Genomic DNA, 13,800 nt, shown 5'->3' on the forward strand with positions numbered 1-13,800 from the left:
GGGGGAACCAGGTATCTGGTCCCCCCTTCTTCGTTTCCCGCGGGAAACGGTCAGCTCCGATCTGGGAAGCCGAGAGCTGTAGCGACCTTCTTGTACTCCTGGGTCGGCATGCTGTTCGGGGCCAAGATGGGTACGGGGCAGTCCTGGCGGTAGATCTTCGGCATCTCGCCGGACCAGTGGACGAGCGGCAGGAGGATGTCGCCGTACTCATCCTGGATCTCCTGGAGGGTCTGGCGGTGCTCGGCCAGACCGAAGGATGAGTTGGGTGCGCAGCAGGCGAGGACGCGCTTCATCTCGGGTGCGATGCCCTTGATGGCGTACTTCCGCAGGTCGCGGATCTCCTTGAGCTTCTTCTCCAGCCGGACGAGGGCGCCAGCTTCCTTGAAGGTGCACAGGACCGGGGGCAGAACCTCGCCGTCGACGTCCTTGTCCAGGGCGATGAAGGCGGTGACGGTTGAGCGGCCGTAGGTGGCGGGACAGTCGATGAGGACGACGTCCCACTGGCCGTCCATCTCGGCCAGGCCCTCGCGGAGCCAGTAGGCATCGGCGGAACGGGAGTCGTTGAGGATCCGCTCGGCCTCGTCGATGTCCAGGTCGTCGATGTTGCCCGGGACGACGAACACATTCGGGATCGGCTCGAAGGCGGCGGCGGGGTTCTCGGGGTCGATGTCGTCGACCTGGTAGCGGGCCTCCACGACGACGTCGCTGAGGCTGGCGTCCGCCTTCATGACGTCAGTGATCCCGAGTTGGTTCTCTCCGAAGGAGCTGTAGCCGAGGACATGGCTGGTGTTGCACTGCGGGTCCAGGTCGATCACCAGCGTGCGGTAGCCGCGTCCGCCGAGGATCGCGGCGAGGCTGGTGCACGAGCTGGTCTTGGCGGTACCGCCAGCCTTGAGTGCGAAGACGATGACCCGGGTCTTTTCGAGGACGCGGGTCGCGGTGGCTACAGATGTGCTGGTCATGATGGTCTCCGGAGACGAGCGGGGCGGGACGCGGGTCAGTGCCCGGGGGAGACGAGGCCGAGCTGGCCCTGCTCCCACTCGGTCGGCTGGTAGGCGGCCTTGCTGGTCATCAGTAGCTGGAGATGAGCGCGGTCCCGGTCATCCCATGTGCGGTTGGGCTCGGCCGCGCGGAGCTCATCGGCTGCCAGGCCGATCGCGTACGCGACCCGGCGCTTGAGCTTGGTGTCCTTCGAAGCGGCCACCGCTGCGACGTACTTGCTGGGGCGGCCGACGGCGGGGCCCTTGCCGAGCTCGCGGAGCCAGGAGTGTGCGAGAGCGGCCGCCGGCTTCCACTCCTCGGGGTTGAGGACGGCATCGACGAGGCGCGCGTACATGTCCTCGGCAGAGGCGTAGCGCTCTTCGGTCAGCAGGATCTGGCACGCGAGGGTGCGGGCTTCTGCAGCCTCGGCAGCAGCCGAGACTGCCTTCGTTTCAGGGCCGTCAGCGGGGCCTTGGGCCTGGCGCGGGATCGCTGTCTGCTCGCTGCTGGCCGACTCTGACGTCTTCCCGGTCGGCTGCTCGTCGTCCTTGCCCTCGGCCTGGCTGTCTTGTTTCCCGCGGGAAACGTCCTCGGCCGGACCTGGGAACGGGGTGTGAGCGGGGTCGGCCGAAGCCGTGTTTCCCGCGGGAAACACGGCTTCCTGCTTGAGCCGGTTCTTCGCGGCCTCAGCGCTCAGCCCCTCCTCGCGCATCCACCCGAAGGCCCGATTCTGTAGCTCATGCGCGGCCGGGGAGCTGTTGGAGGACTCGTCGTCCTGGATGGTCGAGAGCGTGTACCCAGCCTTGTGAGAGAGGTCGCCTTGGTGCACCGCGGTCTGGATCTCGGCGGGGAGGTCCAGCAGATTGAGGAAGCGGGAGACGGTGCCGCGGCTGCCGTAGCCCGACCGGTCGGCGATCTGCTCGGTGGTGAAGCCGCGCTGGCGCAGCAGATCGAGCTGGAGGGCTTGCTCGACAGGGGAGAGCCCGTCCCGGTCCTCGTTCTCGGAGATCAGGTTCTCTTCGACCGTGAGGTCTTTGGCCCACTTGTTCCGCAGGATCGCCAGCATCGGCTTGCCAGCCTTCTGCGCGGCAGCGTGGCGCCGGTGACCGGGGCCGAGGATGTAGCGGCGCTCCGGGTGGGGAACCAGCTCAGCCCACTGCGGATACATCTCCAGGAACAGGTCCATGTGCATGACCGCACCCGGCGTGTGCACGCCTTGCCGCGCGACGCTGGCGACCATCTCCTCCATGTTCCGGAGCTCGCGGCGCCGGTTCATGGGGTTCGGGGAGATGGTGACGGGGTCGCACTCGAAGAGCTCTCCCTCCTCCGGATCCAGCGCGTGAATCCCGGTCGCCGCGCCCCGCTCAGCGTTCTCCACGCCAGCCTTCTCACGCTCGGTGCTGAGCTTTCCGCTGCCCCGGTTCTTCAGGGGCTTGCGCGCCGGCGTGGTCATGGAGTCCTCCGAGTGGTGCAACGTCTGATGGTGGAACCCTAGCGGCCACTTCCCGGACGGAGGGCGACCCTGCACGGAGCGGCACCTCCTCCCCGCGTCCCGCGTGGTGCTCGCGACTAGGGTCGGCGCTGTGACCATCGCCCTGTTCGACCTGGACAACACGCTCATCGACCGGCAACAGGCCGTCGCCATCTGGGCCCGTGCCTTCGCTGCTGACCGCGGCCTGGACCCAGCTGCCGAAGCCCACATCGGCGAGGCACTACGGGAGCGGGCGTCCCCCGAGACCTTCACCCGCCTCCGCGAAGAGCTCACCCTTGCCAAGCCGGCCGCCCAGCTCTGGGCCGACTACATCCAGGGCATCGCGGCCAAGGTGAATGCGCGGACCGAAGCCATCGAGGGCATCCAACAGCTCCGCGCCTCCGGCTGGACGGTCGGCATCCTCACCAACGGAGCTGCCGACATCCAGAGGGCCAAACTCGCAGCGGCCGGCCTCACTGACGCTGTCGACGCCATCGCGATCTCGGAAGAGATCGGCTCCCGCAAGCCCGACCCCGCCGCGTTCCACACCGCGCTCGCGCTCTGCGGCAGCGACCGCCCAGCAGAAGCGTGGATGGTGGGAGACAACCCCGAAGGCGACATCGGCGGAGCACAGCAAGCCGGACTGCGCACCATCTGGCTACGCGGTCGCCCATGGCCCCAGCACCTGAGCCCCGCGCATCACAGCGTCGACACCATCACCGACGCCATCCAAATCCTGATGAAGGAAGGCGTCCAGTGACCACGATTGGTCTCCTCCACCCAGGCTCGATGGGCGCAGCCGTAGGCGGCCAGCTCGTCCGCGCCGGCCACCAGGTCCTGTGGTGCCCGGAAGGACGCTCCGCGAGGACCATGGAGCGCGCGGCCAGCAACGGGCTTACCGCGTCTGACCTCCCCCAGCTCCTGGCCGACGCCGAGGTGGTGCTGAGCATCTGCCCGCCTGCCGCAGCCGAGGCACTCGCCAGCACCGCCCAGGGCTACGCCGGTATCTGGGTCGAGGCGAACGCCATCACACCGCAGCGAACTGCACGCATCGCTGACCTCCTCCCCGCGTCTATGGTCGTGGACGGTGGCATCGTCGGCTCCCCGCCCACCGGCAGCAAGCACCCGACGCTCTACCTCTCCGGCCCAGCGGCGACCGACACGGTCGCCGACATGTTCGCCGGGACCGACGTCCGAACCTGCATCCTGGGCAACAGGATCGGGCAAGCCTCCGCCCTCAAACTCTCCTACTCGAGCTTTCAGAAAGCCTCCCGCGTGCTGGCAGCTGTCTCCTATGGCCTCGCCGCCGAGCACGATGTGGAGGAAGAACTCCTCGCCATCGGCGGGAAGCGGCCGGGCTCGTACCTCACCGAGATCGACTACATCCCCAAGACAGCCACCAGGGCCTGGAGGTGGGGACCAGAGCTGATCGAGGCCGCCGACATGCTCCGCGACGCCGGGCTGCCGGACGAGATGCTGCGCGCAGCGGCCGCCGCCCTGGCCCGCTGGGAGCAGGCGAAAGACGACGGCCGCATGGACCTGCCAAGCGCGCTGGAGCAGCTGCGTCGCCCGCCGGGCTAGGAGTTGTTCCCGGCGCGAGACGATGCGCGTACGCGCTGGCTGATCACCTGCGCGACCTTGGCGGGGGAGTGGTCTCCAGTCTGGACGACAAGGTCCCATTCCTGGTCGGGGTGAGCGTCCACGTCCTCCTGGGTGGCTTGCCAGGCCGCGAGCCGGGCCTCGGTGTCGGCGTCGCCGCGCCCGGCCGAGCGAGTTGCGGTCTCCTCGCGGGTGCACCACAGCAGGACAGTTGTCCACCGGGCCGGGTACGCGTCGATCACGGCCTGGACACCGTCGATCTGTCCCAGGTGAAGCACCGGCGTGAGGCCAGCGGCCACCATCTCATCGAGACCCGGCTGGTCAACGACGTAGACGTTGCCGTACCGGGAGTTGGAATAGATGACCTGGCCAGCCTCTTCCAGCGCCGCGAGTTCTTCAGCGCTGCCCATCCGGTAGCTGTCCGTCTTGCCGCTGCCGACCTTGAGACGCCGGAACTGGGCGTAGCCGGCCTCGAGGTCGGCGAGCGCCTGGGTGATGGTGTCCTTCCCGGCGGCCGGCGGCCCGTACAGGATCACGGCGGAGGGGAGAGAGGTCATGAGTACATCCGTCCGATGGCGAGCTTGGCCTGGTCTGTGAGGCTCACGGCGGACCCGAGTCGGTTGTCGACGACGAAGTGGTCCACCTTGGGGGCGAAGTCGGTATCGACGCCCTTGATGTACTCCTCCCAGTTGCTCAGCTTCCAGGCATCCCTCGCTGCGCTGCGGAAGGTGATGTACTCCTTCATGCTGTCGTGATCGCACTTCACCCAGATCACGGCGACCTCTGCACCCTGGGCCTTGCAGCGGTTGATGAGCCGCTGCATCCAGGCCGGGTCCGAAAACTCCCGGAGGAACGGAGCGTCGAGCACGGTGCTGATCCCGGCGCGGATGTTGTCGGCCGCGGTCTCCATCAGGCACTGGTACTCGGCGTCCCGGGCCTTCTCCAGATAAAGCGGCGTGTGCCGGTCGTGCGGGTCACCGCCGTGAGCGACCAGCAGAGCCTCGACCAGCGGCCGGGTCAGAGAGTCCTTGTCCAGCCGTGGCCAGCCGGTCAGGTACGAGATGAACTCTGCGAGCTCGCTCTTTCCGCTCCCCGCGTAGCCGCCAACCAGCACGAGGTGCGGCCGGTGCGGATCGCCGCCGGTGTGCCGACGCCGCCACGCGTCCAGGATCCGGTGCCGGAGACCGTGGTGGTCAACCTCACCCCCCGGCGCGATCTGCAACAGCGCCGACTCCACGGCCTGGACATGAGCACCGGTCACCGAGTCGGTGTGCGGCGTGATCTTCGGGACCTGAGACTGCTCCTCGTGCGGCAGCTTGTTCCTGAACTGCAGCTCCCAAGGCGCAGCGTTGTAGAGGAGGCAGTACGCCCGCTGGTAATGCGGGTTCGGGTACGCCTTGCCCGCCTCATGGTTGAAGACGGTCTGGAAGTTCGCCTGGATGGGAAGACGGGCGATCTCGGCGATCTTCCGCAGCTCCTCCCCGGATCCTTCCAGGGTCAGCCCATGGGCTTCGCGATGCTTTCGAAGGGTGCCTGGCACCCAGCCCGGATGATCCTTTGCCACTACGTCACCCCCGCCGTTCGTCTCCATAGACCGGAGGCTAGGTCTGCCCCACGGAAGAGCGGTATCAGCCGCGAGTTGAAGCGATCGTTGAAAACGCCTCTGAGCTGCGCGAACGCACCTCTCGCAGTGAACGATAGCCCTCGAATCTGTCACCTCGCCTGGGAATCGGCAGGCAACGGTCATCGAGCCGAGCCTTCGGAACGGCGGGGACCGGGCTTGAGGGCAGGAACGTGCTTGTTCGCTGCGCGGGTAAACGCCGCCACTACACGCGATTTCAACGAGACGCCCCGCATGGGTGAAGACGACGTTGAAGCAGACCCGATAGGCAGCGTGATACCTGCTGTCCCGCTTCCCCGCTTGAGTTGTCACATCGAAAACGACAGCTCGGAAGGGACGCAGATGAACGCCGCGACGACGCTCAACACCGCCGCCCACTTCGCACTTCGCGTAGCCGCCGTCCGCGACTCCGTGCCGCTGCCCGAACTGGAGGCCACGGTCGAGGAGCTGGGACAGTGCCGGCGCTACGACGCCGAGCGCTGGTACCTCGGTGCCACCGGCTCCCGCCGCACCATCGCCCGCGACCTGGTCCGTACCGAGGAGGAGCGCGAGGTGTGCCAGGGATGCCCGGTCCGGGACCGGTGTCTTTCGCTCGCCGTGCTCACCGGAGACACCGACGTCAGCATCCACGGCGGCCTGCTCCCCGTGCAGCAGCGCGACGTTGAGGCGGCGCTGCACCGGCAGGAGAACGCCGTCCTGCTCCGGTTCCCCTCCGGCGTCGAGGCCGCTGAACAGCCCCGCGCTGCGTGAGTAAGTAGTCTCACGACTCCAAAAATGTAGCGTGGATGTTGCGTAGGCTATGCGTATCCATGTAGCGTGAGGTCTAAGCGCTTCACTTAGCGACAATGAAGCGGCCCTAGTGAAGTGCGTCCTGACCTGGAGGAGAACGAAATGACCGGATGGATCGGGGATTTCGCCGCGGCGAACCCCTGGCCCGTGGCTATCGGAGCCGTGGTGGTCGGCTTGGCGCTGCTCGCGCTGCTGGCCGTCGCGGCGAAGGCAGTGCTCAAGGCGTTCAAGACCCGTCGCTACACGCAGGGCCGGATGACGGTCGCCCAGATTGTCGCCACGATCGGCGCCCTCGGGGCGACGGGCGTCGGCGCCAACACGGCCTGGCGTTTCGCGGGGGAGCACCTGCACATCTCGAACACCTGGGAGCGGGCGGGCCTGTTCCTGGTCGGCGAGGTGATGCTGTTCGGCCTGGCGCTGATGGCGAGGCAGAACCTGCACTCGAAGATGCGGCGTACGGGTCTGCCCGGGACGTTGGTCTGGGTCCTGTCCGCCTTCCTGGCGGTACCGGCGATCTCGGAGTCCGACTCGGTGGCCGGCGCCGCGTGGCGGATCGTTCTCGGCCCGCTGGGTGCAGCGCTGCTGTGGCACCTGGCGATGGGGATCGAGCTGCGGCACTCCGGTGAGGAGAACGCGCAGAACAACGGCGTGGCCGCGCGGATCCTGCGGCGCTTCCAGCAGCAGCTTCTGGCCCGGCTGGGGATCGCCGAGCAGGACAAGGACGCCGAGGAGCTCATCCAGGAGCGGGCCCGCAGCCGGGCCGCGGAACTGGCCGACGAGTACCGCAGCCTGACCGAGAAGCAGCTCAAGGGCCGCAAGGGCCGCAGGCTCCGGACGAAGCTGCGGGCGACGCTCCGCCGTGCCGACGTCGCGGGGAACCCCGAGCGCAAGCGCCTCCTGCTGGCGGACCTGGCGGTCTCCTCGCACGCCCCGGCCCTGGTGGAGCTGGAGCACCCGTCCCCGTGGGTCGAGTCGCCCGAGCCCGTCGCCGCGCCGGCTGTAGAGACGCCGGAGCTGACCAGCGGGGAGGAGCGGATGGTGGCGCTGTTCCGTACGTACCTTGCCCAGAACGGCACCGCCGCGGCGGCCCTTGAGCTGGAGGCGGGCAACCCCCTCCCCGCGTCGAAGGACGGCGTCGACGCGGAGCTGGAGCAGCTGCTGGACGAGGCGAGCAAGAGCGATGGTCCGGACGACGATGACGACCCGAAGGGCCCTGGGGGAGCCCCGGAGCCTGCGGAGCAGGAGCTGTTCCCCGTCCTCGACGGAACGGCGAGGGAGCATGCCCTGCATGTTGCAGCGCTGGAGCCGCTGAACAACGCCGACGCCATCCGCTACGCGATCCGCGAGACCGGAAGCGCAGTGGCCGGGCAGCTCGTGCGGTGGCTCGCGGAGCACGGAAAGCAGGGCGTGAACGAGGGCCAGGCATACCGGGTTGCGAAGAAGCACTTCGAGGATCAGCGCCGGAGCAACATCCGTCCGCTGCGCCCTACCTCCGGGGACTGACGTGGCAGCCGGGATGCAGCGGGTACGGCAGGCGGGCTCGACCGCGTGTCCGGTCTCCGTGATGGTCTCGGCCGTACAGCAGAGCTACGGCAGGACCCACAGACAGCACGAGAGCAGCGAATTACCTGATCAGAACCGCAGTGAGCTGGTTGAACCGGTCGGCGGGCGAGACGCCTGGCAGCAATCCCCGCCGACCGGTACGGCCCACCAGATGGATGGAGATGACCGTGGACGACATTGTCGCAGCGGCCCGGCAGGGCCAGGACCACAGCGGCAGTACCGGCCGGAACGACGAGAACAGCAAGAGCAGTGAGAGCAGCCTCTTCGAGCAGGGTCACGCCCTGCCCGGGGGGACGACGAACGGCGGCAAGAGCAGTGCCGTCGCCCAGGTTCTGGCGCAGATGCAGCGCCACGGGCAGGGCGAGCAGGGCCCGGTGCAGGTCGTGTTCGACCTGAAGGCGTTCGTCGGGCAGCCGGAGCAGGTCCAGCAGCAGCTGATGGAGCTGCTCTGGGTCGGCCGGCTGCCCGGGGGCGACGACGCCCTGGCGGGTGAGTAGCGATGCCGGTCTGGATGCTTCTGGTCGGCGGGCTTGTGCTCGTGATGCTGGTCAAGGGCGGGGCCGGCCGGAGTGAGCGGCGGCTGGCGAAGGCGATAGCCCACCAGCAGATGCCGATGCAGGCCGCGGACGCCCCGGCCTGGATGCCCGGAGTGTGGGCCAAGGGCCACAAGCGCCACTGGCTGAGCCTGGTCCCGCGCTGGGCGAAGGTCCTCGGCCTGGCCCTCATCGCGGCCCTGGCGGGCGGCGTGTGGTGGCTGTGGGCGAACTACCAGGGCCTGTTCACCACGGCGGTGCTGGCCATCCTCGTGGCCTCCGTGTGGCTGTGGAGGCGGGGCCGGGCCAACCGGCGTCACCGCGAGATGGTCGTGAAGCCCTTCTTCGCGGCGCTCCGCAAGATCCTGGGCGACATCCCGGACGGCGCCTCGTACAAGGACTGGGTGTCGATCCCGCAGCACCTGATGGGCGGCGAGGACATCGCCCGCCGCACGCTCCGCGACCGCCTTCCGGCGGCCCTGGTGGAGCGGATGGACGGCTGGCGCTGGGTCGCCCGCCTGGCGCTGCTCCGGGAGAGGATGCTGCGCTGGCCGCGCCAGTGGTCGGAGACGGTGCACAGCTGGCGGGTGGTGACCTGGTGGACGGAGCGCCAGGCCCGCGCCCTGGAGAACGCGGTGCTCGCGGTGAAGCTGCCGCCGGAGGCCGAACTGGGCACCGGTGAGCAGGAGCGGGTGTCTTCGCTGGTCAAGCGCCGTGTGCCGGGGGAGTGGGAGGCGTCCTGGAACCACCGCGAGTTCAAGGTGACGTTCAAGCACCCGCCCCGCCCGCCCCAGAAGGTGCTGTTCGGTGACCCGGAGGTCCAGGACATCATCGACGGTCTGCCGGATTCGCAGGTCCTGCTGGGTCTGGGCAGCCGTAACGAGAAGATCGTGCTCGACTTCGAGGACGAGACGCCGCACGTCGGGCTGTCGGTCGGCACCGGTGGCGGTAAGTCGTCCACGCTGCGGAACATCATCGTTCAGCAGATCCGCAAGGGCGCCGAAAAGTTCATCATCATCGACCCGAAGCTGATTTCCCTGGACTGCCTCAACGACATTCCCGAGGTGGAGATTTACACGGAGATCCGGGAGCAGTGGGAGGCGGTCGCCGCTTTCGCTCTGGAAATGGAGCGGCGTTACCAGATCAAGAAGGCTGACAAGTCGGCTACTTTCCCGCGCTGGTTCCTGGTGATGGAAGAGCAGAACGACTTTGCGGAGGAGTCCTACCAGACCTGGGTGGACGTGAAGCAGAAGGGTGACCCGGCTCGTCCTCCGGTGTTCGGCCAGATCGCCAAGACCCTTTTCAAGGGCCGCCAGGCCAACATGAACGTCATCAGTGTCTACCAGCGGCTGACGGCCCGCGCGGCAGGCGGTACGGAATTGCGCGACCAGTACGGTGCGAAGATTCTGGCCCGTTTCTCTCCGCAGGCGTGGAATTCGCTGGTGGCGACGACGCCGAGGCCGAAGTCGAGCCGTCACAACGGGCGGGCGATCGTGGTCATCGGAGGGTCCGAGCGGGTGTGCCAGCTGGTGTTCGTCGACGAGGACGAGGCCCGCGACTACGCCCTCAACGGCCGTTCCCCGGTCGTGGCGCCGGCCTACGTGCCGATCGCTCAGCGTGAGGCGGAGGCTCTTCCGGAGCCTGTGTCCATGGTGAAGGCGGATGTGTCCACTCCTAGCGATCACCTGGGGAGTGTCCATGGACAGTCCATGGACAAAACAGACAGTAACGGCACAAACAGCGCAGTCACCGAAAGTGATGTCCATGGCGGTTCGGACGGGGTCGTGATCCCCCTCGTCCAGCCCGCCAAGCAGCCCGAGGCCATCACCGGCAACGAGGCCGCCGCCGCCCTCCTCGGCATGACGAAGGACGCGTTCGTCCAGGCCCGCCAGCGCTACAAGAAGCGCGAGGGCCAGGACATCCCCGGCACCTTCCAGAACGGGAATTATCCCGCCTGGTACGAGAAGGACCTCAAGCGCTGGCACGCAAAACTCCCCCGCGCGGGAGTAAAGGAAGTCGCCAGCAAGTAGCAATACCAAGCGAATGGCGGCCCGGATATCTACCGGGCCGGGCCGCCCCCGCTATCTGAATTCCCCAGATCACAGCTCCCGGGATACCCCTGTCTCAAAATCCCTCAGAAAGCGGTGAATTGCAGTGACCATCTCCGTCATCATCGCCCTCTCGATCATCTGCGCCGCGTGCATCAAGTTCGGCGTGATGAAGGTCTGGCACATTCTGCTCGCCGGTTCCCTTGGCTTCTACCTGGCGGACTCCTCGATAGGGCCCGTCATCGGCGGCTGGCTCGGCCGCTTCTTCGAATGGGTCGGAACTCTCAAGGTCTGACCGGCCGATTTCGCCGGTTCCCGGCGCGACATTCCCGCCCCGGGATCCGGCGTGAACGACCGGCCCGCAACGCGTGCACCTCCTCGACCGAACCGAGACCAAGGAGCGCCACCGATGTTGAAGTTCACCTCCCTCCCGCGCCCGGCCCGGACTGCGTTCATCGCCCTGATCGGTATCCCGGTCTTCGCGATCACGGTCCTGGACCCCGACCAGCTCGACGGCCCGAAGCCGCTCGGCGTGGTCATCACCCGCGACGGCGGCCAGCTCACGGTCCGCACCGCCGACGGCCAGGTCCACGAGCTCACCGAGCACCCGGCCGCGGTCCGCCTGTGTGACCCGGGCCGGACCTTCCCCGCCTGCTCCCGCTGACCCGGGCACCCGGCACCCCGCCGGCCGCCCAATCCACTCCGAAGGAGCCCGAGATGCGCATCACCGACAAGGACGCGATCAACCACACCGAGGCCGCCCGGATCGCCGGGACCGTGCTGGTCGCCGTGCTCCGCGGCGGCAACCTCAGCGCCCGCCAGAAGCGAAAGATCGACCGGATCATCGCGGGCGCCGAGGAGCGCGAGGCCGCCCTGGCCAAGGAGAAGGCCAAGAAGGCGAAGAAGTAGCCCCAGCCCCCCGCCCACAGCCCTGAAACCGCACCTCACACCTGAGCCACCGAACAGGGAGCGACACCGAAATGAGCAGCGACAACACCGACTTCACCGGCCGCCAGAACGAGACCCAGGCGCCGCTCACCTTCCTCAAGACCATCCAGCAGACCTCCCCGGCCGAGCCGGACACCGGATCGTTCACCTCGAGCCTGCGGACCGCACTGCGGCGCTGGTACGGCATCGCCCGCCCGGTCGTCGGCCAGTGGCTGGAGGAGCGCGCCGACGACCTGCGCGACGCGTTCCGCAACGGCTGGGACGAGACGACGACCTGGATCAAGGCCACGATCGGCGCCGTGTTCCTGCTGGCCGTCGCCGCCGTCGCGGTGATGTGCCTGGCCCTGATCGCGTCCTCCGCCGTCGACGGCGTCAACGCCCTCGAGGGCATCGACGTCCCCGAGGGCACCGGCGGCCGGACGGACCTGCTGGCCTCCATCACCAACCCGGTCTGGACGTACCTGCAGAGCCACACTGCCGGGCTCGCCGTCTCCGCGCCGACCGCGTACGGCACCTGGATCCTCACCGCCCTCGGCACCGGCCTGCTGTCCTTCGTCACCCGGGCGTTCGGCGCCCGGCTCGCGTGGGGCGCCACGGGTGCGGCCACCGGCTGGATGGTCTGGCACGGCGCCCCGGCCGACGGCCGCGAGGTCGCCCTCGGCATCACGGTCATCGCGTTCGCCGTGCTCTCCATCCCGGCCCTGCGCGGCTTCCGCATCCGCGGCTACTGACCGCCAGCCTCTTCCCCGCGTCCACCCCGATCCAAGGAGAGCGTCATGAAGAACCCGACCACCCCGGCCAACCCGTCGCAGGCGACCGCCCTGGAGCAGCTGTTCGCCGCGTACGCCCAGTTCCACAGCCCCGAGGCCGTGCGCCGCAACGCCGAACTCAGCGAGCGCGCCGAGGCGATGGAGGCCACTGGCCGGTGGGTCAGCGAGCTCCCGGAATCCCTGGCCGATGCCCTCGGCGCCGTGGACGCGTGGACGTCGTTCCCCTCGTTCCGCCTGGACACGGTCTACGTCCCGGCCGCCGCGGTCGCTCACCTCGGCCACGGGGTGTGGATCCACCACACGTGGTGGCCCGCCGAGCGCGGCTTCAGTGGCTGCTCGGAGGCGACGCTGCTCGTCCCGTGCGACTGCGGCAAGGGCTACCAGCAGTACGAGGTGACCACGCCGGACGACCTGATCGGCACGCTCGCCGACCTCTCCGGAGCCGCCCGGCTGGCCGGGGACATCGAGGGCCGGCCGGACTGCGACGACGACGGCTCCTGCCGCAGCACCTCCGCCAGCTGACCCAGCAACCCCGCGGCGGGTCAACCCGCCACCGCACGGCACCCGATCCCGATCACCCGGAGGAGAACCAACATGAGCATCCACCCGCTGACCACCGCCACCATCACCGCCACCGCACCGGCCTTCACCGACCAGGACGCCCTGATTGCGGCCCTGGACGCCCAGACCGACACCGCGTTCGCCGACCCGCAGCCCCGCACCCTCGCCGCGATCCGCCAGCTGCGCGAGCCGGCCGACCACCAGCCGCAGCTGCTGGCCACCCGCGCCCGCGTCGCCGACATCACCGCGCTCCTGGAGTCGATGGTCATCGCCGCGCAGGCCGCCGAGCACAGCGGGCTGGCCGACCGGCTGGGCGACGCCGCCGAGATGGCGGACGACCTGCTGGCCCTCCTGGCCCGCGCCGCGCACGGCACCCTCCCGGCCGCCGACGGCGGGGACGGGGACGGCGAGGAGCTGGAGGACGACGAGGAGCTGGAGGACGACGAGGACTGGGCCGACGACGAGCCGATCGCGGCCTGACACGAGGAAGAGAAGGAGAAGCCCGCCATGAAGTACCGCGTCGACATCCCCACCACCGACAAGAACACCGGCGCCCGGGGCTGGCAGTGCCTGGTCGTCACCGCCGAGGTGAGCCGCCAGGCCCGCGAACTCGCGCTGGCCGAGGCCGCAGACTTGGCCGCCGTCCGGCACCGCCGCGGCGCGGAACTGGTCCTGAACGACCCCGCCCGCCCGGTACGCGTCCTGGACGTCACCCGCGGCTAGCTGCGCCCCGGGACGGCCGTCACCACTGACCAGAGCGCGTCGGCCGTCCCGGGCCCGGCCCCCCAGAAGAGAACCGGAGATCACCATCATGACCGCATCCCTCGCCCAGATCGAGACCAGCACCCGACTCCTCGCCGACGAGGTGGAGGCATGGCTGCGGCAGATCACCCCGGCCGGCCCCGCCAACCCCCTC

General features: G+C 68.7%; 17 protein-coding genes. 13 read left to right on the forward strand and 4 right to left on the reverse strand.

Features of this window, described 5'->3' with window-relative positions:
* Positions 1-50 precede the first annotated feature (50 nt).
* Positions 51-962: a ParA family protein gene (locus HYE82_RS08705; RefSeq protein WP_179173362.1), complete on the reverse strand. Its 912-nt coding sequence runs from the start codon at positions 960-962 to the stop codon at positions 51-53.
* A gap of 35 nt (positions 963-997) precedes the next feature.
* On the reverse strand, positions 998-2,434 hold the full coding sequence (locus tag HYE82_RS08710) for a ParB/RepB/Spo0J family partition protein (RefSeq protein WP_179173363.1): 1,437 nt from the start codon (positions 2,432-2,434) through the stop codon (positions 998-1,000).
* A 130-nt stretch (positions 2,435-2,564) separates the two neighbouring features.
* On the opposite strand from HYE82_RS08710, the gene HYE82_RS08715 reads away from it, so the two are divergent.
* Entirely contained in the window at positions 2,565-3,212 is a 648-nt protein-coding gene (locus HYE82_RS08715; RefSeq protein ID WP_309144240.1) for an HAD family hydrolase, read from the forward strand.
* Entirely contained in the window at positions 3,209-4,033 is an 825-nt protein-coding gene (locus HYE82_RS08720) for a DUF1932 domain-containing protein (RefSeq protein ID WP_309144241.1), read from the forward strand. Before HYE82_RS08715 ends, HYE82_RS08720 begins: the two co-directional genes overlap by 4 nt.
* Here HYE82_RS08720 and HYE82_RS08725 read toward each other — a convergent pair.
* Together HYE82_RS08725 and HYE82_RS08730 are read right to left on the reverse strand one after the other, a co-directional pair.
* The gene (locus tag HYE82_RS08725; RefSeq protein ID WP_179173365.1) at positions 4,030-4,608 is read right to left on the reverse strand and encodes a guanylate kinase; all 579 of its coding nucleotides are present in this window, start codon (positions 4,606-4,608) and stop codon (positions 4,030-4,032) included. The two genes, HYE82_RS08720 and HYE82_RS08725, sit on opposite strands and share 4 nt — an antisense overlap.
* Positions 4,605-5,642: an ATP-binding protein gene (locus HYE82_RS08730; RefSeq protein ID WP_179173366.1), complete on the reverse strand. Its 1,038-nt coding sequence runs from the start codon at positions 5,640-5,642 to the stop codon at positions 4,605-4,607. Before HYE82_RS08730 ends, HYE82_RS08725 begins: the two co-directional genes overlap by 4 nt.
* Positions 5,643-6,014: 372 nt before the next feature.
* Between HYE82_RS08730 and HYE82_RS08735 the strand changes: the two genes are divergently transcribed.
* From HYE82_RS08735 to HYE82_RS08785, 11 genes are all read left to right on the forward strand, one after another.
* The gene (locus tag HYE82_RS08735; RefSeq protein ID WP_179173367.1) at positions 6,015-6,422 is read left to right on the forward strand and encodes a WhiB family transcriptional regulator; all 408 of its coding nucleotides are present in this window, start codon (positions 6,015-6,017) and stop codon (positions 6,420-6,422) included.
* A 141-nt stretch (positions 6,423-6,563) separates the two neighbouring features.
* On the forward strand, positions 6,564-7,964 hold the full coding sequence (locus HYE82_RS08740) for a hypothetical protein (RefSeq protein WP_179173368.1): 1,401 nt from the start codon (positions 6,564-6,566) through the stop codon (positions 7,962-7,964).
* Between the two features lie 227 nt (positions 7,965-8,191).
* Complete coding sequence (locus HYE82_RS08745) at positions 8,192-8,521, forward strand: hypothetical protein (protein WP_179173369.1); 330 nt, start codon at positions 8,192-8,194, stop codon at positions 8,519-8,521.
* Positions 8,522-8,523: 2 nt separating this feature from the next.
* A complete protein-coding gene (locus HYE82_RS08750) occupies positions 8,524-10,587 on the forward strand; it encodes an FtsK/SpoIIIE domain-containing protein (protein WP_179173370.1) in 2,064 nt (687 codons plus the stop codon).
* A 124-nt stretch (positions 10,588-10,711) separates the two neighbouring features.
* Entirely contained in the window at positions 10,712-10,900 is a 189-nt protein-coding gene (locus tag HYE82_RS08755; RefSeq protein WP_218782403.1) for a hypothetical protein, read from the forward strand.
* A 114-nt stretch (positions 10,901-11,014) separates the two neighbouring features.
* The gene (locus HYE82_RS08760) at positions 11,015-11,269 is read left to right on the forward strand and encodes a hypothetical protein (protein ID WP_179173371.1); all 255 of its coding nucleotides are present in this window, start codon (positions 11,015-11,017) and stop codon (positions 11,267-11,269) included.
* A gap of 53 nt (positions 11,270-11,322) precedes the next feature.
* On the forward strand, positions 11,323-11,514 hold the full coding sequence (locus tag HYE82_RS08765; RefSeq protein WP_179173372.1) for a hypothetical protein: 192 nt from the start codon (positions 11,323-11,325) through the stop codon (positions 11,512-11,514).
* A gap of 71 nt (positions 11,515-11,585) precedes the next feature.
* Positions 11,586-12,284: a hypothetical protein gene (locus tag HYE82_RS08770; protein ID WP_179173373.1), complete on the forward strand. Its 699-nt coding sequence runs from the start codon at positions 11,586-11,588 to the stop codon at positions 12,282-12,284.
* A 45-nt stretch (positions 12,285-12,329) separates the two neighbouring features.
* Positions 12,330-12,845, forward strand: coding sequence for a hypothetical protein (locus HYE82_RS08775; RefSeq protein ID WP_179173374.1), 516 nt, complete (start codon positions 12,330-12,332; stop codon positions 12,843-12,845).
* A 72-nt stretch (positions 12,846-12,917) separates the two neighbouring features.
* Complete coding sequence (locus HYE82_RS08780; protein ID WP_179173375.1) at positions 12,918-13,364, forward strand: hypothetical protein; 447 nt, start codon at positions 12,918-12,920, stop codon at positions 13,362-13,364.
* 27 nt (positions 13,365-13,391) lie between these two features.
* The gene (locus tag HYE82_RS08785) at positions 13,392-13,607 is read left to right on the forward strand and encodes a hypothetical protein (RefSeq protein WP_179173376.1); all 216 of its coding nucleotides are present in this window, start codon (positions 13,392-13,394) and stop codon (positions 13,605-13,607) included.
* The last annotated feature ends 193 nt before the right edge of the window (positions 13,608-13,800 follow it).

This window comes from Streptomyces sp. BR123, assembly GCF_013401435.1.
Lineage (GTDB): Bacteria > Actinomycetota > Actinomycetes > Streptomycetales > Streptomycetaceae > Streptomyces.